This is a genomic window from Bifidobacterium sp. B4111 (genome assembly GCF_026537235.1).
Classification (GTDB): Bacteria; Actinomycetota; Actinomycetes; order Actinomycetales; family Bifidobacteriaceae; genus Bombiscardovia.
Genome location: NZ_JAFNMO010000001.1, coordinates 504,821 through 528,774, shown reverse-complemented (window position 1 = coordinate 528,774; position 23,954 = coordinate 504,821). Strand labels below are relative to the sequence as shown.

Below are 23,954 nucleotides of genomic sequence, written 5' to 3'. Positions count from 1 at the left end.
TCAGACACGGTGACGAAGGATGGCCTGGACAGCCTCATCAGGATCATCAGTGCGGATGACCAGATCAGGGTCCAGCTCAGAAATCATCCCCCTCTGCTTCAGCGTGTCCGAGATCCAGTCGAAGAGTCCCCGCCAATAGGCCCTGTCGAAGAGGACGATGGGCATACTGGGCGCCTTATGGGTTTGGACCAGGGTCAGCACCTCGAACATCTCGTCCAGGGTGCCGAACCCGCCAGGACAGACGATGATGCCCGAGGAGTATTTCATGAACATCATCTTGCGTACGAAGAAGTAGCGGAAGGTGATGCCCAGATTCACCCAGCGGTTCAGCCCCTGCTCCATGGGCAATTCGATGCCCAGGCCGACGGACTTGCCGCCAACCTCCGCCGCGCCCTTGTTGGCCGCTTCCATGATGCCAGGCCCTCCCCCGGTAATGACCGCCATACCGGCCTTGGCCAGGTCGCCGCCCATCTTTCGTGCAGCAGCATAAGCGGAATCATCCCTGCCGGTCCGGGCTGATCCAAAGATCGCAGCCGCCGGCCCCAGCTCAGCCAGCGCGCCGAACCCGTCGATGAACTCAGCCTGGATGCGCAGCACCCGCCAGGGATCCATATGCAACCAGTCCGTATCACCGCCCGATGAAAGCAAACCAGCGTTGGCGTCCGCCTCAGGAATCATGGGCCCGCGCATGATTACCGGACCGCTGTGGTAAGTCCTGCCCAGGTCCGGGCCCTCATCGTCATTGTGATCGTCAACCATATCCGCCATACCGCATTCCTTCATCGGGCCCCGATCCGAAGGACCCGCTCGATCCTGTTCCGGCTCTCATGATAGCGGCCCCCGCCGCCCGGCTGGCGGCAAGGTAGCCATCGGCACTCGACTATTCAGAATGCTGTCTGCCTAGGCAGAGCTCACCCGGAATACGAACTATTGAGCCAAGTTTCTTGCTTCTTTGCTTTACGGTTCTGTTGGATAACTATCAAGGCAGATCTGAATATTTGGCTACATCTCAAACTTCATCTGCGCCGAACCAGTCATATCAACTTCCTTCAGTGAAGCTGTTTGCGCGAATTGGCTCAATTCTATCTCGGCATGGGCATAGGGAAATGAGACCCGCAACTGGCAGGTTCCCCTTTTAGTCCTAGCGCCGAAATGTGCGTACGATACGCCGCCTTCAGGCGGAACCTGACGGTAATGGCGTGATGTCTGCAATACGGTGAGGCATCCCGCATATTCTCCGTCAAGCCAGACTTGGATTGTCGGCCAGCCTTTGTACTTACCTGTTTTGATGAATCCATGCAGCAATCTCACCCAGACCTCGTCACTGGTGGAGAATCGGTAAAACAGGTCCTGATGCTTTGCCGCACCCGACACACCAACGGTCTGCCACTTATCTATACCCTCTACGATGCACTGACCATCGGGACGCTGATTGCATGGGCGATGCACACCCTTCCCCCTGAAACGCCGGGACTGCCTAGGCTGCTTCAATACCATAGAAGCACTGGCTGAAGAAGTTGACGCATTGAGAACAGTAGTGAACCCACCGCCTAGTCCGCTCATATACCGGCGCATCCATTCAAAGCACTCCTGCGTCTGCGCGGCGTCAGACAATGCACGATGCTCCTCGTTCTCTGCGATGCCGAATCTGCGAATAAGATCCTGCAGCCGATGGTGCTTCTCCTGCGGAAACAAAGCTCGGCTCATTTGCAAGGTATCCATGCACACTGGGCCGGGCATGGTGTACCCGACTCGTGCACTCTCAGCTTCGAAAAACCTCATATCGAAACGCAAATTATGACCTACAACAGGGCCGTCTCCTACCCAGGACCAGAACAAAGGCAACACATCGCCGATTTTCGGTTGACCCTCCAGCATGGCATCAGTAATGCCGGTCAATTCGACAATCCTGCTGTCCAAACTCCTGCCGGGATTGACCAAGGTATCAAAACTGTCGACAATGCTCCGGCCGCGAACCTTCACTGCCCCGATCTCGATGATCTGATCCATCTGTGCACGCAGACCCGTCGTCTCGGTATCAAGCACCACATAATCCACAGGCAAGCCGTCATCGTTGTCGGCAGGTTTCGCATTATCGTTCAAAGGAACTAGCTCGTCAGCGGGCCGTTTTGCATGTTTTCCTCTCGGACCATGCCTTTTCTTAGCGGTTGGGCTTATATGCTCATTTCCGAGGTCTTTAGTCTTCTGTTTATGCGCCATCGCATACAGCACTACCAACAGAATGATAACCGCAATACTGATTCCTGAGATCACCGGATGCATGATGATCACACCAAGCACTGCAAGAATGACAATACCCAGCAACGTGCCCTTGTCATTCTTCCTTTTCCTCACGCTTGATAAGCTACACCGCAGCCTGGAAACCCATCAACATTATTCGGATTCCCTCTATCAGTGCGTGTAAACATCAACGGACACCTTTGCAGGGAACGAAGAGCATGACTCATGCAAGGTCCAGTGTGAATATATCGCTTTCTGCATAAGTTCGCTCACTTACAACATGCCATAATCAAGTAACTCGGCAAAACGATACTGAACATCGACCGGCAGTAACTGATGCGTCGCTTATATGTCTTTGCTATGACTGCTGAAAACAAACTTACCTTTGAAACAAATTCTTGAACATTCCCATTGCTTCCCTGCCCGCTATAACTTCTGCAGCAGAAGATGTGGGGGGAAATATATAATGCGGGGTGACTCTGCATCAAACCTTAAACATACTGAATACAGTACTTTTCGTATATTCTGACCCAGTAAGCGGCAAGCGCCCTGAAAACGGTAGGGCTTTAAGGTAAATAGGCTTAACTTTAATGTCACAGCAGACATATCAATCCTGCCGCGCAAACACCTCTTTGATAAAAAAGACTCGATCTATCGTCTGATGACTTTCCCATTCAAGCATCTAATCAACAACATCGTCTGCTCTTCAAATAACTGACAGATTGACAGCACATTGACTCTAAAAAGTATAAGGACGAATCACGCTCAAACTTTCAAGCAAGAGAACCCTATTCTGCAATTTATCAATCGAATCGAATATTTGTCCACAGGAGCTATGCACAAAAGCAACGCTAACGAATTGTTTCCAAACTTGGGGCTGTTTTCCACAGCATTCGATTAGCATCGTAAACCTGTCATCTCTGTGACCTACAGGGGGGCTGATATGAATGCCGACTTCAATCTCACTTAGGTCTGCATGATATTCTATTGCCGTTCACTGAGGACGAGAGGAAGCGCAAATGCGCAAGGGCATCGCGGCTCCAGTTGCCGCGATAGTCATGTTGATAGGCTTGTCATCCTGCGGAGGAAATTCTTCAACAAGCTCGGATGCAGGAAAGCAAACGACCAGTTCACAAGGGGAGCCGAAGAAAACGAACAAAGCCCCACAACCGGCCGATCTAACAGGGACATGGAAGCAGACAAACGGTTCCGATAAAGACCACTACCAGCAGGCAACGGTGACCGCTGATAGTATAGAAATCAATTGGGTGAGCCCCGACACCACCAGCCTATATTGGTCCGGCAGCTTCACCCCGCCAACCACCGCTGGCGGCTACTCTTGGACCAGCCAGGGAAACAAGGACAAAATGTCGCAGAGCTTGCTCGCCTCACAGGACGACACCAAAGATTTCACGTATGAAAACGGTGAAATCACCTACAAGGCCAGCGCGATGGGCACCACAACCACCGTTCACCTCAAGAAGCAGTAAAAAAAAATATCTGTATAGCCCCCCCCCCTCAACTTCTACCCAAGAAATGTCATACAAAAGCGTATTTCTTAGGTGCGATCTGCTTTCCCTATGCAGGTCAGATCATGCCAAAGATATGAATTAGAGTCCAGATGATACCTGCACCCAGAGAGAATCCAACGGCAGAAGTCACACAGAAATTGATGACCGGCCCCACAATCGGATGGGACTTAAACGCCTGGCTGTAGTATCGATTTCCGGGTATGACCCACTTTCGTTCAAAGCGGGTTCGTTTACTGCGGTCCACTTCCTCGCCCGACAGAAAGGCCTTGATCTCCCGATAGGTCTGCACATGATTGCGGGCTTTAATCTGCTCGATGTACGCGGCAGCTATAATATCCAAAATGCCCGTTATCAGAGCCAAGGCAAGCATAGCATACAGAATCACATCTGACTTATTCAACTTCAAATAGAAAGTAAATCCGACGATAAGGGTCAAAAACATGAAGACCGTGAGAATTCCACAGACCAAACCGAGTCGGCGAAGGTTTTTGGTTTCCGAATCAATGCTCTTATCCATGATGTCGAGGTCTCCTTTGATCAGCTGGTCTATGGTCACATCGAAGAGGTTGGACAGGAGGAGCAGGTTCTGCACGTCCGGGTAGGTACGGTCGTTCTCCCAGTTGGATATGGTCTGGCGGGACACAAATATCTTCCCCGCAAGATCATCCTGGGACATGCCCCGCTCCGAGCGATACCGGCGAATCTGATTGCCCAGTTCCATACCCCTGCCACTCGCTTTCCCTGACCATCGTTCGCTGACTGATTGTTGGTTAATAACTATGTGGTTGCATCATCGTGACCTGCGCAAGTCCGACACCCTCAAGCTATCAACCCAACCCTCGCCCACCAAAAATTCCCCTGCCAAAAGTCTTTGACACCCTCATTTTTTAAGGATTATCAGCATGGCTCAACCAAAGTGCAGGCTGGAGAAGCACCTCAGACGGGTTATCAACGCCGCGCCAAGCACACTCGCCGCCAATTGCCCACGCCAATCCCTGAGTATTGTCCTGGAAATCGGGCATGATCTCCGTGGCAAGAATCGACAGATCCGTTCCTTCAATAGCCATAGGCATGGATTCTAAAGGCCGTCTCTTGGAAATGGTAGCCATCTACCAAAGCGACTCAATAGAGAGCAGATCGGGTAAGTGGCTTATATATCACGCCATGACAATGACTTCAGAAAATATAATACAAGAGCTCAGAACTGCCAGGAATTGACTATGGAGCTGATGGGAATTTAACGGCTACTTCGAAGTGGATAACGAGATGCCCAACAAAATGGGACCCGAATACGAGATGGAACATCGAAAAACGATATAGAACCAATCCTGTCCACATATCTGACGAAGACCTAACGACCATCTCAGTGCGTCTTCCCAGTCCCCCGTGCCGGTTATATATCAAAGCCAAATCGAGTCATGAGAACCAATGAAAGTGAAAATGGCTACGCCGCCGAACAAAGCCGCTGGCATCCGTAGAGATTGCCGAGATCCTACCGGTACAGATGAACACACACTGAACGTATGGAAAACGCAGAAAATCGAGCTTCCATACTTGCACATAGGACTCCTGACCAGATACCGGCCCGAGAATGTAGCGACTCTTATCTGCCGCAATACTATGCGGCCAGAGTCAGTCCGAAGGGGAATCCCGTATAAGTAATATGCCCGACTCTGAAAACAAGAATGGCCCCAGCCTTGAAGCTCTGGAACTATTAACTTCTCGTGCACCAGACAGGGTTCAAAACTGCCACCTGCTGACTACGGATCAGCAGCGCAATAAAAGCAGATAAGGAACTATCCTGACAGATTGCCAGAAAATCAACGATTTTACACCATAAATACACGACTAATACACAACCGAAGGTCTGATGTTTTCACCCAAATGTCACAGAAAATTTGGAAGGCAGAAGCTGAAGCGCAAAAGAGCTATCGAAGCCGGGATACCTTTCGAGTACAAGGCCGCCTAAACGAACAAAGACAGGGACAGTAACCCGTCATCAAAAGCAAGATACAGTAGAAGCAGCAAATATACCTAGGGTACTATCCGGACGGGCGGCGGCGAAAGAAGACCTTCACCGCAGACAAATCGGGATCCGTCGCAGAGAAAGCCCGCACCTGATGCAACGAGGCAAGGAGAGAAAGACGGGGTGGAAGCGAACAAGACAGCCACGTTAGATTCATAATCCCCCCCCCACCCGTCTTCTTGGGAAAGAAAAGAGAGATAGCGGTTCCAAAGACCTACAGACTGCATATCAACGTCCTGCAAAGCCACCTCGCAGACTATCAGGACAAGCGGCTGGTGAAGTTCATCCCTGATGTTATTACGCGCATACTGGACACAGCCGAATCTCATGACTGTAAGGGGCGAATACTCGGAGACGCAGGCATCAACCTAAAGAAATAGCTGAGGTCGATGCTCCACTCTGTCTTCCATAATGCCAATAAGAAACTGGATCATCCCGTCCAACACAGCTGTAAAGATACCCATTCCTCGAAGCACGGATGCTCAGTACAAGAAGATCGTCGGAGAAAAGACCACTTTTAGCATGTCCGAAATGGAATCGATGCTGTGCGCTGCGGCGTCCTCATCTGGCAACTCCGTTGGAAGACACATGTGGTCCCGGCTGCTGACCGGCATTCGACGAGTGGAGATCCTTGACGCCTGCGAACCGGACCTACTTTTTACAAGACAGGAACGATATCATACGAGGGCCATGAAATCGAGAAGGAGTGCGAACCCTTGTATGGGACGTATACCAATATGAGGATTCTATAGATATTTCTAACTGGCTATATTTTGCTATAAAAGCAGGTTGTGTTTCGAAACTATATTGGGTGGTTCCAGATGGGATTTAGCTCTTATCACCCGCGTCCTTCATGTCATTGCTCGCAAACTAGGCTGAAGTGATAAGCGTTAACATATTTCCTAATATTTCTGCTCAGAGTGTCCTAGACTTATTTGAACTGAATCGCTGTACTCTGATTGTGCGCAAGCTCAACGCCTTTCCCGAGTTCAACGAAAACGATAGAGTTCTACTCGATATTTGTCTTGATATCTTTTCAGATTGCAAAAAGATAGTCAATATCTATAATTGGTAATGTCCGTGCTTTTCGTTACTGAATTTCAACGTATTTGAAAAACAAATTATCCAATGATAATTTCTATTTGTTTTCTCAAAAACAAGGGGATACGCATATGCTGAACTGACAGAAAAGTTTGATTCTGTATACGTAATTTTGACACACTCTCCTCTGGACTAGATTTGCATACTACCCATTCCCGCGATGAAGGGCTCATACCTGGGCTATAAGAATACTTGCGCAATGTTGCACAGGTGGGATTCTAGAGGAGGAGGAGGGGGGATTTATAGTTAGGAGTTACTGTCGGTCCTATCGTTTACCACCTTACAGATGGAAACAGCACAACCTTGGCGTCTGCCCTAGCAATCCAAGGGCCCTTGCATAGAGACCTAACAACTACGGGGGATTCTTCCTATATCTACCTTATGAGCAATACTCCGTCAAGTCCAAATCCGACAGACTCGCTTTATCCAGCTAAAGCTTGCATGATAGAAGCGCCATCCAGCTATAGGCCACACGAGTAGCATGAATAAAAGAAGGTGTCATGGACAAAGAGGTCAACTATGGCACGATTGACAGGTAAAGCGGCAATCATTACAGGAGGAGCCAAGGGCTCCGGTCTGTCAACTGCACAACTGCTCGTGCAGGAGGGAGCCAAGGTGGTCATCGCCGATCTGGATGAGCAAGGTGGACAGAAGGCCATAGACGCCATAGGCAGGGACAAGGCAGTTCTCGTAGCTCAAGATGTCGCAAAGGAGGACAGCTGGGAGCCTGTCTTCAGTGCCACACGCGACAAGTTTGGCGAAGCCATGTACTGGTAAATAATGCGGGCATCCTCTTCTTTGAAGACGCTGAGCATATTGCAATGGACGAGTGGCATAAAATCCTATCTGTAGATTTGGGATGGGGTCATGCTGGGCGTCAAACATGCTATTGCGCACATAAGGAGCATGGCGGCTCCATTATTAATATGTGCTCTATTACAGGATTGATTGGCATAGCCAATCTGTACGCATACAACGCCGCCAAAGGCGCGGTACGACTGCTGACCAAGTCGGCCGCCCTCTATTGCGCTCAGCATAGATACCCAATCCGGATCAACTCCATTCATCCCGGATACGCCCGCACTCGCATGGTCGATGCCTATCCCCAGATGCGTGGCGATCTCGAGAAACTGCACCCCATGGGTCGGCTGGGTTCAACCCGTGAAATAGCCAACATGGCCCTATATCTCACCAGTGATGATTCTTCCTTCTCCACTGGATCCGAGTTTGTTGTTGATGGTGGCTATACGGCGCAATGACAAGAATGCTGCGCTTCAGAGTACTCTGAGCAACGGCCGCCCGGATTATGATGAAATGCTGGACGGCCGGGCATCTATTGCGGCATACCGTTCCTGCGTCTATCCAAACTTCCAGAAGGAACCCTCTTTGGCCATATGGTATTGATAATCTGTAAAGTATGAGCACTACCAGCAGTCTCGAAACGTCACCGACAAGAACGGGAAGCGGCAAAACACTGAGTGCTTCGCAAAAGTCCCGCAGCGGAGCATCCAGCCACTGCGACACCGAAAAATCCGTTAGGCCCAATGCTACTCATATTGCGGAGCTGCTTGCCATTGACATCATCGAAGGACGTTGGCCGCCTACAACGAGCATTACCCTGGCAGACATACAGCAACGTTTTTCGGTGTCCCGGACTATAGCCAGAGAAACAGCGCAAACGTTGCAATCCGTGCAAGCTGTGAATATTAGAAAAAGGGTGGGGCTCATTGCCAAGAGCCTTGATCAATGGAATTCATTAGACACCCAAGTCATGCGTTGGAAATTACATTCCTCTCATCGTAAGGAACAGCTGCTTTCCCTAACTGAACTACGTTTGGCAGTAGAACCGATAGCTGCAGAAGACACCGCGCGAAGAGCTCCGATTGAAGTTCGTGCCTTGATGCCGGTTTTAGCAATGAAAATGCACAAAGACGGGACATCCGGAAATTTAGAGGAATTTCACCAGCTCGATATCCGATTTCACGATGAAATTCTCAAATACAGCGGCAATGAGTTATTCGCCTCGCTTTCACCGCTGGTCAACACCATGCTCTCCAGCAGGGTCGAACTGGGCATGTACCCAGCCAAACCCAGAACGGAAGCTTTGGAGGCGCATGATCAGGTGGCAGAAGCGATATGGAAGGGAGAACCTGACCTTGCTAGAGAGGCCATGACTCGGATCGTCGACGAAGTACGGACTACAACTGAACAGTCCTGAGCCTTGAAATTCTGCAAATGAATGAAAAATTGCAATTATGGCATAAACAGGTGCAGGCACCTGTTTATGCAGGTTAGCCCGCACCAGATAATGACCCGTTGGGTATTCGAGATTCCAGAATGGCTAATCAGACCCAACCCAGGGCGCTAGCTCCGCAAAGCACAGCGAAACCGATGATTCCCCCCAAGGCATTCAGTGTGGTCAGATACTTGAGACCCTGTTTGGTATTGAGATTGAACAGCGAAGTCATCATCCAGAAGCCGCTGCAATTGACGTGCCAGAATACCATGGAGCCGCAGCCGATAGCAAGAGTTGCGACGACCGGAGACAACCCCAAAGCGCCCATCATAGGGTTGACCAGTGACGCAGAGATCATGACTGCTATGGTCATCGAACCTGTGGCTCCCATCATCACCGCCGCCAGCACAAAGGGAATGGTAACCGCAGGAACGCTGAGGTTGACAATCATGGAGCCTAGTTGCTTGACCATGGCATTATCTTGAAGGATTCCGCCCAAGGCTCCTCCCATGCCAATCATGATCAATGGGTCGATGGCGGTCTTCATGGCACGACCCACCCAGCTGTTCATAGTGATCTCCAAGGCAGAAGACTTGTCGGACAAGGATGCATCGCTTTTGCGAGCGCTGGCGAGCACCTTGTTCTTGCGTCCGACAACCAGCAGTGCAACCAGGACGACCCCTACGAAAAGGGCAAATGTGGTGTTGCCCAGGGAATTGAAAACTGCATATGCTGTGCTGCCTTTCTTCACGCCAAGTGTTCCCAAGGATCCGGCAGCTATCAGAACCAGCGGCACAATCAGAGGCATGAAAGACCAGAAGGTCGAAGGAGTGCCTTCTTCCTTGATGTAGAGCTGATCGAGCGGGGCGTTTTCCGGCGCCTCCTCATAGCCATCCGCGAATTCAGGATTTGGCGCGATGTATTCTCTGCCCAAGAAGGGTCTGCTGATGAGATAAGAGGCAACGAAAGCGATGAAACTGATGATGATGCCCCATACCATCACCTTGCCGATGTTGGCCTTGAACATGATGCTCACTGCTAGAATCCCCGGATGTGTCGGAACAAGTCCGTGGGTCAGTGTCAATCCCAAACAGACCAGAGGCGCAATCAGCGCCATGGTGATCTTCTTGCGCTTGGCTATGATGGCAGAAATCGGCGCGGTCAGGACCTCGGAAATATTTCCAAACACTGCCAACGTCATTACGAAAGCAGCAGAGGATGGCGCAAGCTCAAGGTGCTTGCCTCGGAAGATTCGTATGAAGAAATTAGTAATTTTTGTGGCTGCACCAGTGTCCTGGATACCCATGGCGATAATGGCGCCGAAGATGATGACAATGGCGATGCCCGCTAGAGTGGATCCGAAGTATTTATTGATCTTGTCCATAGTGTCGCCAAGAGAGCCGCCGAGCACCAAACCCAGTATTACGGCTATGACGAACAGGGAAATGACCGGATGAATCTTCAGCTTGATGGTGGTGTAGACAAGCAGTGCGACTGCTAGCACCAAAACTATAAGAAAAATTGTCGGTGTCAACGGTGTACCTCCTGGTATGTTGACGTTCTTGTCCCCTCTAAAGATGCGGTCAGCAATCGACGGCATAGTCGCATTTCCCTGCTCACCGCATCGTTAGCTGTTGTTGCTAGAAGACGATACCTGCCTTCTGCATCATTGATCTAGTGGACTGATAGGCATTATCCACCACCCACTGCGGCGAACAACTCCAATACTCGGGCCGGAATGTTTCGATGGACACATTGCCCTGGTAATCAAGGCGTTGAAGCACACGAAGGAAGTCCATCAGATCTATATTTCCTTCTCCGCAGAAGACCCTGTTGGATTGCATCAATCCTTGCATGGGAGAATCATCCGCGTCATTGATGTGCACGTCAAAGATCTTCTCCGGATTCACCAACTCCATTACAGAAAAATCCTGAAGATGATGATAAAGATAGAGGTTGCATGCATCAAAGCAAAGGCCGACATTGCTCATATCGACTGCTTTGACAATATCCCAAGCCCGTTCTACCGTCCTTACAGCGCTGTATTCATGTCCAACCAACTCCAGGCACAGATTCACCTTGAATGGCGCAGCCATCTGCCCTAGGGTCATCAGAATTCGAACGCAGTTGGAGAATACTTCTGGCCACGGCGCATCATAAGGGCCTTCAACGTCCGGCTTTCTATGCAGAGGCACCACCACGATCAGATATCTGGAACCGATGTGCTGGGCTGCACGGCAGGCCAGATTGAAATCGTCCATGGCGGTTTCTCGCTCGGCAGGATCATCGTCTTGCGCGAATAGCTTCTCATACAGATAGAGGGCATTCATTGCGTGGGGCTTCAGATGGCTCGTAGCGAAGAAATCTGATAACTCATCAAGGTCGTGATCCTTCATGTAGTTCCTGAGCATGTCCAAACGGATTTCAATGGAATCAAAACCTGCACGTTCGCATAATTTCAAATCGGTTGATAAATCAGAACAATCTCTAGAAGTTGCTTCGTTAAATCCAAGTTTCATAACCGATCACCGATCCTGACTGGTATGCAGTGGAAACTTGATGACAGCATCGTCCTTGGTGCTCTGGTAGATGGCGGTAAACAGCTCGACCGTTCGACGTCCTTCATATCCATCGACTAAAGGCTTGCTGTCTTCGATGACAGCCTTCAGGAAGTCCTCGACCTGCAGCTGATGATAATAGTGCATCGAATCCACGCCATTGAAGAAGTCGCTGTCCTCTTTTTTCCAAGATTCCAATTTATCGGCCTCGTCTTCAACGGTCCATAAATCGTTGTACGGGGGTTCAGTGATCGTTGACATTCCAGCGATGAACATTGCTCCCCCATCGGTCTGCACGCCGACCCCTGCGCCGTTGTCGCCATACACGTGCACCTTGCCGTACAACGCGGGATTTTGGGAATTGCTGACTACAACATTTCCCAAAGCACCGTTTTTAAACTTGATCACGGCGACGGCTGTGTCCTCTACCTCAATATAAGGGTGATTGAAATTGCGCCAAACGCCATAAACCTCATCAACCTCACCCATGTACCAAAGCAGCAGATCAAGTTGGTGCGGAGCTTGGTTCACCAGAACACCGCCACCTTCGCCATCCCAAGTTCCCCGCCATGGATCGCTGTCGTAGTATGGCTTGTCTCTCCATCCAAGCATACGAACCGCGCCAAGCACTGGTTTGCCGATCTTCCCTGCATCAATCGCCTGCTTAATGCGCATACATGGTCTATAGAATCTACGCTGCGAGATTACTCCGACTTTCTTGTGCTCCTGTTCAGCCATAGCCAACATGGCATCACAATCCTCCAAAGACGAGGCCATCGGTTTTTCAACGAGAATATGCGCACCGGCCTTCATAGCTTCAATCGCCGGCGCCGCATGGGCCGGATGGGGTGTACAGATGCTGACAACATCTATATGCTCTTTGCTGATCATATCCTTGATGTCATCATAGGCGTGAACATTGTACGGTTCGGCGAATTTCTGGGCTCTTTGAAGATTGCGATCATACACTGCCACGAATTGCGAATCAGGCAGGTTTACGAAGGCCTTAGCATGAAAGTCGGCGACTTTGCCGCAACCGATGATAGCTGTTCTTAATGTAGTCATTATCGACTCCCTTGTCAGAGTATATAGGCAATACTTTTTATGGACATGATCCGTGGACTCCACCATGTCTACATCATTTTGATTACTTTGTTTTCCTTTCTCTAAAGATGTCGTATTATTTGAACTTCATTTACTTGGCAGTACCCACCCCCGGAGGGCGCCATAAATGAGGTCACGTTCACATCACAAGTTTCAATGTTTCCGATCTGCATCAGTTCCTTCCGATACACGACGGTATTCATCAATGACATCAACGACCTGGTCTGCAACCTCATCCGCTGTACCGTCAATTGATACTGTGCTGCCCGGTTCATCAGCCTCCAATGGTTCCAGGTCAGCAAATTGACTGGGTAGCAAGGAAGCAGGCATATAATGGCCACTCCGTTTGGCGAGCCTGTCGGCTATCAGCTGCGAAGATCCTGACAAATGCACAAAAAGCACCGGAACGTCATTTCGAAGAATGTCACGGTAGGCACGCTTGAGAGCCGAGCAGGAGACCACAGTTGATTTTCCTTGAGTATCGCAACGAATCATCCACCGATTGATGGCCCTCAACCAAGGCCAACGATCCTCATCCGTGAGTGGAATGCCACGACTCATTTTCTCAATGTTGGCTTGCGAATGAAAATCATCACCTTCTGCCATGACAAAGCCTAATCGATTGCTCACCGCCTCACCTGTCGTGGTCTTACCGCAACCTGCAACACCCATGATGACAACGTGTACAACCATTTTTCTCCTTGCGTCCTTGCAATCGCCTTTAATAATTAAGAGATTACATACGTCATACGAATATGTCAAAAAGACGATTATATAGAATACAGATAGTATTTAAGAATATGAAATCATCACATTTGTGAGGCAATAAATTCATGCAGGCAATCAGAAGATCGGTATAATTGCTAGGACCAAGCTATTTTGGATAAAAAAACTTCTCGTTGTTCAATGTGCTTTTACTCTTATCTGTTCGAACGAACTTCACCAGCTCCTAAATGCCGGATCAACACTTCCCTGCCTCTTTTGCGGAAATGGTTGATATGTTAAGCAGGCACAGAGGTTTCCTCGTGGGGATGTTAGTCCTATCTTTTTTCGCACGGAGTACTGGGTTGGTCAGGTTTGGTTGAGGATGTGGTCCAGATCCTTAACTATTTGCTGGTTGCCGCCGGACTTTCGCATATCCTTGCTGATCATGTTGACATTGTCGGCGATATGTTTGTCTGCCAGAATCAAGGCTGCACGCTCCAGCGTCTGTCCGTTGACCTTCCTGTAGCTCACCAGGACCGTTCCCAGCCCTAGCTCAGCGATTCTCGCCCCTACTGTCGGCTATCGTCGGCCATAGGAACCACCGCCATGGACACCGTTTAGTAAAGAACCTCGTTCACGCTGCTCATGCCGCCATGCGTGATGAACAGGTCAGCCCTCTCAAGGACAGCCAGCTGGTCTACAGACTGGTGGATGAATATATTCTGAGGAACCCGGCCCAACTTGGCCTGGTCGAAATCACGGCCAACCGACAGCACCACCGTGACATCTCTGTCCCCGAACGCTGCCACCACCACCTGGTAAAAAGGCATGAAGGTATTGAAGATCGTACCCAAAGATGCATATCCCCAAGCTGAATGATGCCTAATCATCAGGGATGCAGTCGGAGGGGATTTGAGAAGCGGCAAGTACGTACCGGACACACTCAGAAGAATTATTTTCAGGGAGGCAACCAAGGACTAGCTGAGTTCGAAGCATAAACTGAAGGCATCAAGCATCAATCGATATCGTCGGCGAACAGAAGAAGTATGTGCTTCTACGATGCGGCAACGTGCAGTGAACGCCACAGCGGAGACGGACATAAACACCTGGAATCGAGGATCCCAACAAAGGCGAAGCCCCTTGCGAATTTAGAACCACCCACAAACCCAAGCCACTGTCGCCCAACAGCATTCACAGCATAGTGGAAGTTACTTTCGGCAGCGTGCTCCGATATGCGGCAGCCCCTAAACGCCGGTGGCTTACCATCGACCTACTGTCAGGAATCAAACTCCCTCGCAAGCAGGTCACAGTCGAAAAGATATATCTGACCTATGCGGAAGTAGAAGACCTGGCAGAGGAAGCAGACAAGATTGATCCAACCATGTCCGGCACCCTGATTCGATTCCTCGCATATGTGGGTCTGCGAATCAGCGAGGCAACAGCACTGAAAGTCTCAGGTATGGACTTCGAGAAGCGGCGAGTCAGCGTCCTACGAACCTGGACGGAAGACGACAAAGGCAAACCGGTTCTAGGATCTCCGAAAACGTGGGAACGCAGGCGGGTTGCGATTCCCGTTTCCTCGTCTTCCCCCTCAAAAGGCTCTGCTCAGGGAAACCATCCGAAGCCTTCGTTTTCCGCCCCAAACGCGGAGAACACATCAACATAAAGAACTGGTATAACCGCATCTGTGTGAAAGCGGTGGCCGGGAGCGGACTTGAGATACCTGGGCTCACAATACATAGTCTCCGCCACACTTTCGCATCTCTATCCATCGCTGCAGGGGCAGACGTGAAAACAGTCCAGAACGCCTTGGGTCATGCCGACGCCAGCATAACCCTGAATGTGTATGCGTCGCTCTGGCCTGACCGTCTGGATGAAGTGGCCGAGATCATGGAACAACAGCGAGACAGGCAACTGAACTAAAGCATTTTCGCCCGTCGTGTCTAATCGTGTCTGAAAGGGAATGATCCTGATATTAAATAACCCCTGGAAGCTAATGTTTCCAAGGGTTTCTTGTGCGCCAGACAGGATTCGAACCTGCAACCTGCTGATCCGTAGTCAGCTGCTCTAATCCGTTGGGCTACTGGCGCATATCATCTTGACGAGGAACTCGTTTTTGACAACTCATTTATACTACCGCAACTTTGGATTCTGTCCAGTCTGGTGTGTCGCGCAGGAGGTGGGGAACTGCAGGCTTCAGGCCGACTGTGACCAAGACAGCCAAAGCAGATATTCCACGTTGCCATGAGCTCCTCTTATGGGCGATGGGGTGGTAGCTCGGACAACAAATCCATGCTCACGTGCACAGGCTAAGACGCGCTCCAGAGCCTCTTGCCTGCGGTCCTCGTCCGTCACAATGCCATGATGGCCCAGCAGGCTACGTCCGACCTCAAACTGGGGCTTGACCAGCAACAAGCAGTTAGCAATAGGTGCCAGCAAGGCAGGGAGGACGGGAATGACGTAAGTCAGCGAGATGAAGGACACATCAGAGACCACGTATTCCGGGCGATACGGCAGGTCGCCCGGCTGAACTTCGCGTATGTTGACACCGCTCATGTCAACCACCCTAGGATCAGCAGCAATCCGACCCAACAACTGTCCGTGGCCCACATCAAGGGCTATAACCCGCTTGGCACCATGCCTGAGCAGAACATCAGTGAAACCACCCGTAGACGCCCCGATATCGAGGCAGAGCCTGTCCTGCGGATCGGGCATCCCCTGCGCCGCAAAAGTCGTCAGGGCACCCTCCAGCTTCAGTGCTCCACGGGAGGCATAGTCACCGCCCGGGTCCAGAAAAATCACATCGCCTGGCTGGACACTCTGAGCAGGCCTTGATGCCGGATGATCATTGACCGTAACCCGGCCTTGACGAATCAGCGCCTGGGCTCTGGCCCGCGAATTCGTCAGCCCCTGTGCAGGCAGGATACGGTCAAGTCGGTCGCGGGCAAGAGCCACGGTTCTTCGGCGACCATCCCCAGCGCTGACAACCGTATCCTCATCGTTCACTTGCCCTCCCGATTCAGATCCTGCTGAAGCCCGGCCAGCACCTTGCCGAGCATCTCAACCTGTTGGGCATCATCCAGATCGTCCAATTTCGCCAAATCAGGGAAACGCTCCAAAAGGGGGGCCATGGCTTGCTTATCCATGGGCTCTTGAGGTACTGACGCAGTTGTATTCTCGTCTTCTGCCTGTGAGGACCCTCCAGAATCCTCAGACTCAACAGGCTGCTCGGTCTGGCCGGACTGCTCAGACAGCCTGTAGTCATTGGAATCTTGCGAAGATCCACTCGCTCCAAGCTGTCCTGATTTGACCTCTTCCGACATGAGCGCTACGCCCCGATGTCAAAGGCAGGCAAATCCAGCGAATCCATATCGCCACCACAATCCTGATATTCCCAGATCGCACAGGCGCAGGCTCGCACAGCATCCAAGTCGTGCAGGGGGTCACCACCGCCTTCAAGAGCACGGAGGGTGACATGCCCGTCATCATCCACCCTTGCGGTTTGGTCGCCGCAGTGCCAGATCTGATCTGCCTCCTTGCTGGGCTGCGGTTGCGGCACGGCCAGGCTGCGCAGGTCTTCAGCCAGATAGGTAGGCCGCCACTTGGCAGGTGCAGTCAGAATGGAGGGTGTTCGAGCCACACCCGTCAGGACGAGCATAGAGTCGTACCCGCCCCGGTTGGCTGCCTCGATGTCAGTGTCCAGACGATCGCCCACAGGTAGGCATGGGTCAACGTTCAGGATCTCCTCCTGGCTGCTGGCCAAGAGCTGCCGGGCCTCGTCGTACATGGCCGATTCCGGCTTGCCCGCCGAGTCCTCCGGCTGCTTGCCAGTAGCCAGAATCACCGGTTGGAGCATGGCCCCATTGCCGGGCGCCATACCGCCCTCCCTGGGCAGGGTCTGATCCTTGTTGGTGGTGAAGTAACGTGCACCGTTTTCGATGGCAAAAGCGGCTTGGGCCAGGTCCTGCCAGCTCAGTTCGGGATACCAAGCCTGGATGACGGCCTCCGGCTGGTCTGTGGCCTTGTCGACGGGCACCATTCCGTTGATGCGGATTTGATCGCGTAGATGATCGGATCCGATGACCAGCACCTTGGCGCCCTCCTGCAAGTGTCGGCGCAGCATTCGTGCGGCGACTACAGCGGAAGTAATCACCTGTTCATCATCCAAGGTCAGACCGAACCCGCGCAGCTGATCGGCCACCACATGAGGGAACCGGGATGCGTTGTTGGTGGTGTAAGCCATGCGCATGCCCAGCAATTGAGCGCGATCGATGCCCTCGGCCGCATGCTCGACAGGGTCAGCGCCCCGGTAGACCACCCCGTCCAGGTCCAGCAGAGCCAGGCGGTAGGTCTTTGCCGGAGCGTCATCAGTTCCTTTGAAGAAGATGGTCACGATTCAGCCCTGTCATCATCAGACATACCGGACTCATTGACCTGCTCATCCCTGGCCTGTTCATTTTGATCATTGATAGTGTCTGTCTCGGATCCTGCACTCAGGACAGCCGTCTCACCGTCGTCGACAGTCGATTCATCGGCAACAGCCGCGTCAGCTTCGCTACTGTTCTGGCCGATTTGAGAACCATCATCCGAAGTTTCTGCATCAAGGCGAGAAGACTCCCCCCCGGATTGCTCCACAGCATCTGACGATTCCTGCATTCCGGATTCCTGCATTTCAGATGAACTAGCAGAGTCGGACGAACCAGTTGAATCAACAGTGTCGGATATATCGACTGAATCAGTCGAGTCGGTTGAGCCATCTGCGTCACCTATGCCAGCTGAGTCAGTTGAATCGTTCAAAGCTACTGACTCGTGGGATTCCTTAGCCATGCTGTCATCAGCACCCTGATCGGATGCATCAGTGGCATCAGACTCAGCATATTCAGTCTCACCCTCATCCGAGTCATCCTCACCGACGTCCGGGTCGATGGAGAGATCCTCCATCATGGCCGGATCCAGGTGCTCCAGGTCATAGTCAATCAGGATCTCCTCGGACTGTCCATCCTTTTGCCCATCCTCGCCTTCATCCTCGTCGGCATACTCAGCTTCCAGCCGATCCAGCAAGGGTTCCAGCTCCAGAGCCTCCTGGCCACGACCAGCCTGATCAAGGAAGTTCTGTTCGGCTTGGACGGCACGCATCCGATAGTCGCCGCTGAGCCCACGGGCCTTGACCAGGGCCTGAACGGTCTCGATGGCCTTGTCCCACAGGCCCAAATCGCCCAAGGCTCCGGCATAGACCAAGAACATCTCCGCCTTGGACTCGCCCTGCAGCTGGCTGCCCTCGTCGGAGGTAGCCTCCTCAATGGCCTTGCGGGGATTGCCCAGACCGCGTTCGCAGTCGGCGATGAAGGGCAGGTAATCCGGGTAGCCGTTCATACGGTGCGCAGTGCGGAACTCCTTGAGGGCCAGTTTGTAGTCGCCCTGACGGTAGGCCACCAAGGCCAGCGTCTCCCGGGCAAGATCAATCCGCGAGGCCTGCCGTGCAGCCCACTTGGCATGAGCAAGGGCCCCCTGGGGATCAGTCTCCTCCAGCGCATAGGCGGCCAGGATGTGCAAGCCGATGTTCTCCGCGTGTTCCTTGCTCAGTCCGCGCAGGCGCAGGCGATCATCCTTGGAGAGCATGGACCATTCCAGGCCCTTGGGCATCTTGGGCTCGCCAGGCCGACGATCCGTGTAGGGGTTCTGCGAGGGGTAGGAAATGGTCCCGTCTGAGTTGCGGCGACCGCGGTCATAACCATTCTGACGGTCACGCTGATAAGTCCCGCGGCGGTCGTCATGGCGATAATCTTCACGGCGACGGTCATCGCGACCATGCTGGCCCTGGTACCTGTCGCCATGGGAACGGTCGCTCCGATAACCGCCTTGACGATAGTCATCGCGGGAACGGTTACCATAGGAGCGGTTGCCGTAGGGACGGTCCCCATGCGAACGGTCCTGACGCGGGCGGTCATCACGGGAACGGTTGTTCCATGGGCGATTCCCACCGGACCGCTCATCCTTCCGACGATCAAACCTCCGGTCGTCATCCCGACGACGGTTGCCACGGAAGCCCTGACCGCGATCGTGGTCACGGTCATGCCGCTGGTAGCCGTACCCCGACCTACCGCGATCATTGTCATGGTCACGATGCCCGTATCCCCCATGACCGTTGGTGTGGAAGTCGCGACGAGGACGGTCACCATCCTGTCGACGGCCGTGGCGGTCATCACGCCTGTCAAAATAGCGATCCCGGTCGGAATCCCTACGGAAGCCGCCGTGGCCATCCTGACGATCATGCCTGTATCCTCGATTATCGCGGTCGAACCGGTCGTGCCCGCGTCCGCGGAAGGGCCGCTGTCCATTCCTGCCCTCGGAGCGACGCTCTTCGCCGCTCTCGCCGTCATGGTTGTGGAAGTTGCCGGAACGGTGACCTCCCGAACGGTAGCCTCCGGAGCGGTATCCGCCCGAATGCGAACCGCCCTTGTGGAAGCCCGAAGAGCGACGGCCGCCCGACCGGAAGCCTCCTGGGCGCGAACCGCCCCGGCCTCGTCCGCGATCACCCCGGGAATGATTGTGTTCTTCTGCCATCAGTGTCCTTAATTCCTACGTTCCTACTTGCCGGCCCGACGCTCAAGTGCGCCCAGGGCCTTCTTTCCTCTGCGAACCAGGGCGAAGCGCCCATGCAGAAAGTCCTTATTCTCCAAAACCTGATCCGGATCCTCGATCCGCTGGTTATTCAGATAGAAACCGCCCGATGCCACAGTTTTACGAGCCTCAGAGACCGAGCGGAAGAGTCCGGCCGCAACCCCGGCTTCAACCAGACGTTGACCCTCACTGGCTGCAGGCAGGGCTCGCCCGCCTTGGCCATCATCGATCTTGAGGCCGTCGAGTGCGGAATCCAGCACATCCTCGTCCAGCTCCTCCAGGGTCTTGCCGCGACCGAAGAGAGCACCAGAGGCATCAATGGCCCCTTGGGCGGCATGCTCGCCGTGCACATAGGAGGTCACCTGCCAGGCAAGGACCTTCTGGGCCTCGCGAACGCCCGGATCCTGGGCGGTCCTCTCCTCCAGACGCTCAATCTCGGCCTTGGGCAGGAAGGTGAAGGTCTTCAGCAGCTTGACCACCTGGTCGTCAGGCTGGTTGAACCAGAACTGGTAGAAGCGATAGGGGCTGAACATGGTGGGATCCAGCCAGACTGCATTGCCTTCGGACTTGCCGAACTTCTTGCCCTGGGAGTCGGTGATCAATGGGCTGGTCATGACGTTGACGGATGCATTGCGCACCTTACGAATCAGGTCCAGGCCGCTGGTCAGGTTCCCCCACTGGTCGCTGCCGCCCAGCTGCAGGCTGCATCCGTAGCGGTCGAAGAGCTCCAGGAAGTCGTTGCCCTGAAGCACCTGGTAGCTGAACTCGGTAAAGGAGATGCCTTCGTCTGAGTCCAGACGGCGGGCCACCGTGTCCTTGGCCAGCATGGTGCCCATGCGGAAGTTCTTGCCAACATCGCGCAGGAAGTCGATGGTGCTCATAGAGCCGGTCCACTCATAATTATTGACAAACCGGACGGGATTCTCACCTTTGGTGTCCAGGAAGCGCCCGATCTGGCCACGCAGGCGCTCGGTCCACTCAGCCACGGTCTGCTTGGGGTTCAGGGTGCGCTCCCCCGACTGCCGAGGGTCGCCGATCAGCCCGGTGGCCCCGCCCACAACGGCGATGGGATGCAGACCGGCCGCCTGCAGGTGGCGCATGTTGAGCAGCTGGACCAGATTGCCCACGTGCAGTGAGGGGGCCGTGGGGTCAAATCCGCAATAATAGGTCACCGAGGGGTCGGCCAGCACCTTCCTGAGCTCGGACTCGTCCGTGCACTGGGCAATGAGACCGCGCCACTTGAGTTCGTCGAAAAGCGAGTCGAAACCCGCCTGCCTGAAATCGGTGACCTGCGACATGAGAGGCTACTCCCTATCGAATATTTGATGAATATATGCTAAACCCTACTATTCTTGCAACAGATACCGACACGACAGAGCCCCGAACCACTGCAGACAAGACCGCATCAAGCCGGAATTCCCGAGGAATGAAGCTGGGTTGATTATTAATTGCGGACCATCCGCTTTTGACCGACTCTTGACCGCCGACTGTTGGGCTATGGCAGGGCGACCAGCAGGAACCTTTCTGCACAATCGCTGCATTCAAGTCAGGAATGCACAGACACAGATAACTGATCGATCAAGTCTTGGGGAATATGGTCGACCACGCAGGCGGCCATGCGCCGATATCCTTCAACCCCCGGATGGAAGTGGTCAATGCCCCAGAAATCGGGTCGGTCAGTGCCAACGTCGTCACGGGTGGCATCCACGAAAGGCACCGAGGCCTCTTGGCAGACCCGACGGCTGGTCTGCGTCTGGCGTGCTATCCGACGCTCCACCTCGGCCCTGAGCGCCCGACCCAGGGCAGGATCTCGATAGAGCTGACCGGAGCTGAGCACCAGCACCTGGCGGCCCTTGTCTTTAGCCAGATCGATGCTGGCTGCCAGGTCATCCCGCCACTGCTCATCGGTACGATTGGCCATGATGTCGTTGGATCCCGCACACAGAACCAGCAGATCAGGATGATCCTGCAGAGCGGGCAGAAACCGGTAACGCACCCTGCGGATGGTGGCCCCCAACCGGCCCTGGGTCGACCAGGATACCGGGCGCCCCAACCGGGTGGCCAGGCAGGCTGCTATGTCAGGGACGAAGCCCTGGCTCTGGTCCTTCACCCCGCAGCCGACCGCCATGGAGTCACCCACCACCAGCATGGTCAGCGGCTCCAGGTCGCGGCCTTGATCCGGTGGCGAGCACAGCCCTTGGCGTGAGCCGGGTGGCTCCTTGGCCAGAGTGATGTGCTGCTTGGCCCACCAGGCCTGAACCAGTGCCACCGGATTCATGTTCGCCGCCGCCTTTCGCTCTTTACCCTCCCTCTTGGGGAATTGCCGTTCGGAATTTTAACGCGGCCACCGGTCTGGCGGAAACCAGAAAGCTCACTTGGGCGGACGGAAGGCGGGCCCATCAGATTGCGAGTCGGCGAAAGCCTTCAGCTCTTCCAGCACATGTACAGCCTGGTCCATCTGCTCCTTGACCCTCTCCGGTGCGGTGCCCCCCTGGCCCTGGCGAGCGCGTACTGCTCCCGCGGCAGTCAGGACCGAACGGACCTTTGGAGCTTGACCGGCAGGCACCCAGTCAGCGAAGACCCTGACGAAATCGGCATCCTCCAGGTCAGCCAGCTCGCATCCACGCCCCTCGGCCAGCTTGACGCAGGCTCCGGAGAGCTCGTGGGCATGCCGGAAGGGCACTCCTTGCCTGACCAGCCATTCGGCCAGGTCGGTGGCCAGAGCAAAGCCTGTGGGTGCCTGCTCCTCCAGCCGATCCTTGTTGAAGGTCAAAGTAGCGACCATGCCGGCAAAGGCGGGCAGCAGGACCTCCAGGGTATCCACCTGGTCGAAGACCGCCTCCTTGTCCTCCTGCAGGTCGCGCGCATAGGCTGTCGGCAGCCCCTTGAGGGTGGTCAGCAGGCCAGCCAGATCCCCGATCAGTCGACCGGCCTTGCCGCGAGCCAGCTCGGCCACGTCCGGATTCTTCTTCTGAGGCATAATGGAGGACCCGGTCGAATAGCCGTCGTCCAGGCGAACGAAGGCGAACTCCTGGGTGTTCCAGATGATGATCTCCTCGGCCAGCCTAGATAGGTCCACGCCGATCATGGCGGCGACGAAGGCGAATTCGGCCACCACATCCCTGGCGGCTGTCCCGTCGATGGAGTTGGCGCAGACCCGGCTAAAGCCCAGATCCCGGGCCACTGGCAGGGGGTCCAGACCAAGGGTGGTGCCAGCCAGCGCACCCGACCCGTATGGACTGGCATCAGCACGCTGGTCCCAGTCTCTCAGGCGCTCCAAGTCACGGATCAGGGGCCAGACATGGGCCATGAGCTGGTGGGCCAGCAGAACAGGCTGGGCGTGCTGCATGTGGGTGCGGCCAGGCATGACCGTGGCCCCCGCCGCACGGGCCTGATCCATCAGAGCCTGGGCCGTGCACAGCAGATCCTTGGCCAGCACCCGGGCGTGACGACGCAACCAGATCCGAATCAGGGTGGCGATCTGATCGTTGCGCGAACGCCCGGCCCGCAACTTGCCGCCCAGCTGGTCCCCCGCAATGTCGATCAGGCCGCGCTCCAGGGCCGTGGCCTCGTCCTCATCGCCGGGTTCAGGGGCGAAGGCGCCGGAATCCACCTGATCCTGGAGTTCATCCAGGGCTTGTTCCATACGTGCCAGCTCGCCATCATCCAGCAACCCAGCACGGTTGAGGGCCCGAGCGTGTGCCCGGGAACCGGCAAGGTCGTCATCGGCCAGTCGCCAGTCGAACTGGGTGGACCGGCTGAGCTCAACCAACGCCGGCGAGGGACCACCGCTGAAGCGCCCGCCCCAGAGGGCCATGGGCTTGTCGCCG

20 protein-coding genes, 1 tRNA gene and 2 pseudogenes are annotated in these 23,954 nt (G+C 54.0%); 5 read left to right on the top strand and 18 right to left on the bottom strand.

All coding sequences use genetic code 11. The features are described 5' to 3' along the window. The gene (locus tag J3T93_RS02495) at positions 1-768 is read right to left on the bottom strand and encodes a TIGR00730 family Rossman fold protein (RefSeq protein ID WP_267430410.1); all 768 of its coding nucleotides are present in this window, start codon (positions 766-768) and stop codon (positions 1-3) included. 234 nt (positions 769-1,002) lie between these two features. Continuing rightward, positions 1,003-2,355 carry a PolC-type DNA polymerase III gene (locus tag J3T93_RS02490; protein ID WP_267430409.1) on the bottom strand — a complete coding sequence of 451 codons (1,353 nt, stop codon included), beginning with the start codon at positions 2,353-2,355 and terminating at the stop codon, positions 1,003-1,005. 905 nt (positions 2,356-3,260) lie between these two features. Here J3T93_RS02490 and J3T93_RS02485 point away from each other — a divergent pair. Continuing rightward, positions 3,261-3,731 carry a hypothetical protein gene (locus tag J3T93_RS02485; RefSeq protein ID WP_267430408.1) on the top strand — a complete coding sequence of 157 codons (471 nt, stop codon included), beginning with the start codon at positions 3,261-3,263 and terminating at the stop codon, positions 3,729-3,731. A 97-nt stretch (positions 3,732-3,828) separates the two neighbouring features. Here the strand turns inward: J3T93_RS02485 and J3T93_RS02480 are convergent, their stop codons facing one another. Then, a complete protein-coding gene (locus J3T93_RS02480) occupies positions 3,829-4,494 on the bottom strand; it encodes a helix-turn-helix transcriptional regulator (protein WP_267430407.1) in 666 nt (221 codons plus the stop codon). A 166-nt stretch (positions 4,495-4,660) separates the two neighbouring features. Further along, entirely contained in the window at positions 4,661-4,840 is a 180-nt protein-coding gene (locus J3T93_RS02475; RefSeq protein ID WP_267430406.1) for a hypothetical protein, read from the bottom strand. 2,579 nt (positions 4,841-7,419) lie between these two features. On the opposite strand from J3T93_RS02475, the pseudogene J3T93_RS09940 reads away from it, so the two are divergent. Together J3T93_RS09940 and J3T93_RS02460 are read left to right on the top strand one after the other, a co-directional pair. After that, positions 7,420-8,159: pseudogene (locus tag J3T93_RS09940) on the top strand (SDR family oxidoreductase). A 158-nt stretch (positions 8,160-8,317) separates the two neighbouring features. Next, the gene (locus J3T93_RS02460) at positions 8,318-9,118 is read left to right on the top strand and encodes a FadR/GntR family transcriptional regulator (RefSeq protein WP_267430404.1); all 801 of its coding nucleotides are present in this window, start codon (positions 8,318-8,320) and stop codon (positions 9,116-9,118) included. A gap of 127 nt (positions 9,119-9,245) precedes the next feature. Here J3T93_RS02460 and J3T93_RS02455 read toward each other — a convergent pair whose 3' ends face one another. The 6 genes from J3T93_RS02455 to J3T93_RS02430 all read right to left on the bottom strand — a co-directional run bounded on the left by J3T93_RS02455 (position 9,246) and on the right by J3T93_RS02430 (position 14,333). Next, positions 9,246-10,736 carry a GntP family permease gene (locus J3T93_RS02455; RefSeq protein ID WP_267430403.1) on the bottom strand — a complete coding sequence of 497 codons (1,491 nt, stop codon included), beginning with the start codon at positions 10,734-10,736 and terminating at the stop codon, positions 9,246-9,248. Positions 10,737-10,776: 40 nt separating this feature from the next. Beyond that, on the bottom strand, positions 10,777-11,655 hold the full coding sequence (locus J3T93_RS02450; RefSeq protein WP_267430402.1) for a sugar phosphate isomerase/epimerase family protein: 879 nt from the start codon (positions 11,653-11,655) through the stop codon (positions 10,777-10,779). A gap of 6 nt (positions 11,656-11,661) precedes the next feature. Next, a complete protein-coding gene (locus tag J3T93_RS02445) occupies positions 11,662-12,759 on the bottom strand; it encodes a Gfo/Idh/MocA family protein (RefSeq protein ID WP_267430401.1) in 1,098 nt (365 codons plus the stop codon). 192 nt (positions 12,760-12,951) lie between these two features. Beyond that, a complete protein-coding gene (locus J3T93_RS02440; RefSeq protein WP_267430400.1) occupies positions 12,952-13,491 on the bottom strand; it encodes a gluconokinase in 540 nt (179 codons plus the stop codon). 378 nt (positions 13,492-13,869) lie between these two features. Continuing rightward, the gene (locus tag J3T93_RS02435) at positions 13,870-14,034 is read right to left on the bottom strand and encodes a hypothetical protein (protein ID WP_267430399.1); all 165 of its coding nucleotides are present in this window, start codon (positions 14,032-14,034) and stop codon (positions 13,870-13,872) included. Positions 14,035-14,120: 86 nt separating this feature from the next. After that, a complete protein-coding gene (locus J3T93_RS02430; protein WP_267430398.1) occupies positions 14,121-14,333 on the bottom strand; it encodes a hypothetical protein in 213 nt (70 codons plus the stop codon). Between the two features lie 371 nt (positions 14,334-14,704). On the opposite strand from J3T93_RS02430, the pseudogene J3T93_RS10015 reads away from it, so the two are divergent. Then, positions 14,705-15,001: pseudogene (locus tag J3T93_RS10015) on the top strand (tyrosine-type recombinase/integrase); the annotation flags it as partial. A 47-nt stretch (positions 15,002-15,048) separates the two neighbouring features. Next, positions 15,049-15,426 carry a tyrosine-type recombinase/integrase gene (locus J3T93_RS02425; protein WP_267430397.1) on the top strand — a complete coding sequence of 126 codons (378 nt, stop codon included), beginning with the start codon at positions 15,049-15,051 and terminating at the stop codon, positions 15,424-15,426. Between the two features lie 93 nt (positions 15,427-15,519). On the opposite strand, the gene J3T93_RS02420 is transcribed toward J3T93_RS02425, so the two are convergent. The 8 genes from J3T93_RS02420 to argH all read right to left on the bottom strand — a co-directional run bounded on the left by J3T93_RS02420 (position 15,520) and on the right by argH (position 23,941). Further along, positions 15,520-15,593: transfer RNA gene (locus J3T93_RS02420), tRNA-Arg, on the bottom strand. A 106-nt stretch (positions 15,594-15,699) separates the two neighbouring features. Continuing rightward, complete coding sequence (locus J3T93_RS02415; protein WP_267430600.1) at positions 15,700-16,458, bottom strand: TlyA family RNA methyltransferase; 759 nt, start codon at positions 16,456-16,458, stop codon at positions 15,700-15,702. 47 nt (positions 16,459-16,505) lie between these two features. Beyond that, the gene (locus tag J3T93_RS02410; protein WP_267430396.1) at positions 16,506-16,826 is read right to left on the bottom strand and encodes a hypothetical protein; all 321 of its coding nucleotides are present in this window, start codon (positions 16,824-16,826) and stop codon (positions 16,506-16,508) included. Between the two features lie 5 nt (positions 16,827-16,831). Further along, positions 16,832-17,896, bottom strand: coding sequence for an HAD-IIA family hydrolase (locus tag J3T93_RS02405; protein ID WP_267430395.1), 1,065 nt, complete (start codon positions 17,894-17,896; stop codon positions 16,832-16,834). Next, positions 17,893-20,067 carry a helicase gene (locus tag J3T93_RS02400; protein WP_267430394.1) on the bottom strand — a complete coding sequence of 725 codons (2,175 nt, stop codon included), beginning with the start codon at positions 20,065-20,067 and terminating at the stop codon, positions 17,893-17,895. Before J3T93_RS02400 ends, J3T93_RS02405 begins: the two co-directional genes overlap by 4 nt. A 23-nt stretch (positions 20,068-20,090) precedes the next feature. Continuing rightward, on the bottom strand, positions 20,091-21,422 hold the full coding sequence (tyrS, locus tag J3T93_RS02395; protein WP_267399729.1) for a tyrosine--tRNA ligase: 1,332 nt from the start codon (positions 21,420-21,422) through the stop codon (positions 20,091-20,093). A gap of 248 nt (positions 21,423-21,670) precedes the next feature. After that, the gene (locus J3T93_RS02390) at positions 21,671-22,402 is read right to left on the bottom strand and encodes an SGNH/GDSL hydrolase family protein (RefSeq protein ID WP_267399728.1); all 732 of its coding nucleotides are present in this window, start codon (positions 22,400-22,402) and stop codon (positions 21,671-21,673) included. A 93-nt stretch (positions 22,403-22,495) separates the two neighbouring features. After that, positions 22,496-23,941, bottom strand: coding sequence for an argininosuccinate lyase (gene argH, locus J3T93_RS02385; protein WP_267430599.1), 1,446 nt, complete (start codon positions 23,939-23,941; stop codon positions 22,496-22,498). Positions 23,942-23,954 lie beyond the last annotated feature (13 nt).

What these genes read in the sequence shown, in the direction of transcription:
- J3T93_RS02480 (WP_267430407.1), bottom strand. Translation starts at nt 4,494, where the DNA reads ATGGAACTGGGCAATCAGATTCGCCGGTATCGCTCGGAGCGGGGCATG.
- J3T93_RS02410 (WP_267430396.1), bottom strand. Translation starts at nt 16,826, where the DNA reads ATGTCGGAAGAGGTCAAATCAGGACAGCTTGGAGCGAGTGGATCTTCG.
- J3T93_RS02455 (WP_267430403.1), bottom strand. Translation starts at nt 10,736, where the DNA reads ATGCCGTCGATTGCTGACCGCATCTTTAGAGGGGACAAGAACGTCAAC.
- J3T93_RS02445 (WP_267430401.1), bottom strand. Translation starts at nt 12,759, where the DNA reads ATGACTACATTAAGAACAGCTATCATCGGTTGCGGCAAAGTCGCCGAC.
- J3T93_RS02440 (WP_267430400.1), bottom strand. Translation starts at nt 13,491, where the DNA reads ATGGTTGTACACGTTGTCATCATGGGTGTTGCAGGTTGCGGTAAGACC.
- J3T93_RS02400 (WP_267430394.1), bottom strand. Translation starts at nt 20,067, where the DNA reads ATGGCAGAAGAACACAATCATTCCCGGGGTGATCGCGGACGAGGCCGG.
- J3T93_RS02390 (WP_267399728.1), bottom strand. Translation starts at nt 22,402, where the DNA reads ATGAATCCGGTGGCACTGGTTCAGGCCTGGTGGGCCAAGCAGCACATC.
- J3T93_RS02495 (WP_267430410.1), bottom strand. Translation starts at nt 768, where the DNA reads ATGGCGGATATGGTTGACGATCACAATGACGATGAGGGCCCGGACCTG.
- tyrS (WP_267399729.1), bottom strand. Translation starts at nt 21,422, where the DNA reads ATGTCGCAGGTCACCGATTTCAGGCAGGCGGGTTTCGACTCGCTTTTC.
- J3T93_RS02475 (WP_267430406.1), bottom strand. Translation starts at nt 4,840, where the DNA reads ATGGCTATTGAAGGAACGGATCTGTCGATTCTTGCCACGGAGATCATG.
- argH (WP_267430599.1), bottom strand. Translation starts at nt 23,941, where the DNA reads ATGGCCCTCTGGGGCGGGCGCTTCAGCGGTGGTCCCTCGCCGGCGTTG.
- J3T93_RS02485 (WP_267430408.1), top strand. Translation starts at nt 3,261, where the DNA reads ATGCGCAAGGGCATCGCGGCTCCAGTTGCCGCGATAGTCATGTTGATA.
- J3T93_RS02460 (WP_267430404.1), top strand. Translation starts at nt 8,318, where the DNA reads ATGAGCACTACCAGCAGTCTCGAAACGTCACCGACAAGAACGGGAAGC.
- J3T93_RS02430 (WP_267430398.1), bottom strand. Translation starts at nt 14,333, where the DNA reads ATGCCTTTTTACCAGGTGGTGGTGGCAGCGTTCGGGGACAGAGATGTC.
- J3T93_RS02450 (WP_267430402.1), bottom strand. Translation starts at nt 11,655, where the DNA reads ATGAAACTTGGATTTAACGAAGCAACTTCTAGAGATTGTTCTGATTTA.